1 pseudogene is annotated in these 741 nt (G+C 67.6%); it reads left to right on the top strand.

The window, feature by feature from the left end:
- Positions 1 to 741: pseudogene (locus tag ACZY08_RS29715) on the top strand (pyruvate carboxylase); the annotation flags it as partial.

The raw sequence follows: 741 nt of genomic DNA, 5'->3' as shown, positions 1-741 counted from the left end.
GTGCACACCCATGACACTCCGGGTGGGCAGTTGGCGACGTATCTGGCGGCCTGGCAGGCCGGCGCGTCGGCGGTCGACGGTGCGGCTGCGCCGTTGGCGGGGACGACCAGTCAGCCGGCGTTGTCCTCGATCGTGGCTGCCGCGGCGCACACGTCGTTCGACACCGGGTTGTCGCTGAGTGCGGTGTGTGATCTGGAGCCGTACTGGGAGGCGCTGCGCAAGGTGTATGCGCCGTTCGAGTCCGGTCTTCCCGCGCCGACGGGTCGGGTGTACACCCATGAGATTCCCGGTGGGCAGTTGAGCAACTTGCGCCAGCAGGCCATCGCGTTGGGGCTGGGGGATCGGTTCGAGGAGATCGAGACCGCCTATGCCGCCGCGGATCGGGTGTTGGGCCGGTTGGTGAAGGTGACCCCGTCGAGCAAGGTGGTCGGGGATCTGGCGTTGGCGTTGGTTGGGGCTGGGGTCAGTGCGCAGGAGTTCGCCGCAGATCCGGCCAAATACGACATTCCCGACAGTGTGATCGGGTTTCTGCGCGGCGAGCTTGGTGACCCGCCGGGCGGGTGGCCGGAACCGTTGCGCACCAAGGCGCTTGAGGGCCGTGGGCCGGCCAAGCCGATCCAGGAACTCTCGGTCGAGGATGAGGAGTTGTTGGCTGCGCCCGGGTCCAAACGCCAGGCGGCGTTGAACCGGTTGCTGTTCCCGGCGCCGACCAAGGAGTTCGAGACACACCGCGAGACCTAC

It is taken from the genome of Mycobacterium sp. IDUB_9 (assembly GCF_055419505.1).
Note: the sequence above shows the minus strand (reverse complement) of the source record. Positions and strands in the feature narration are given on the sequence as shown.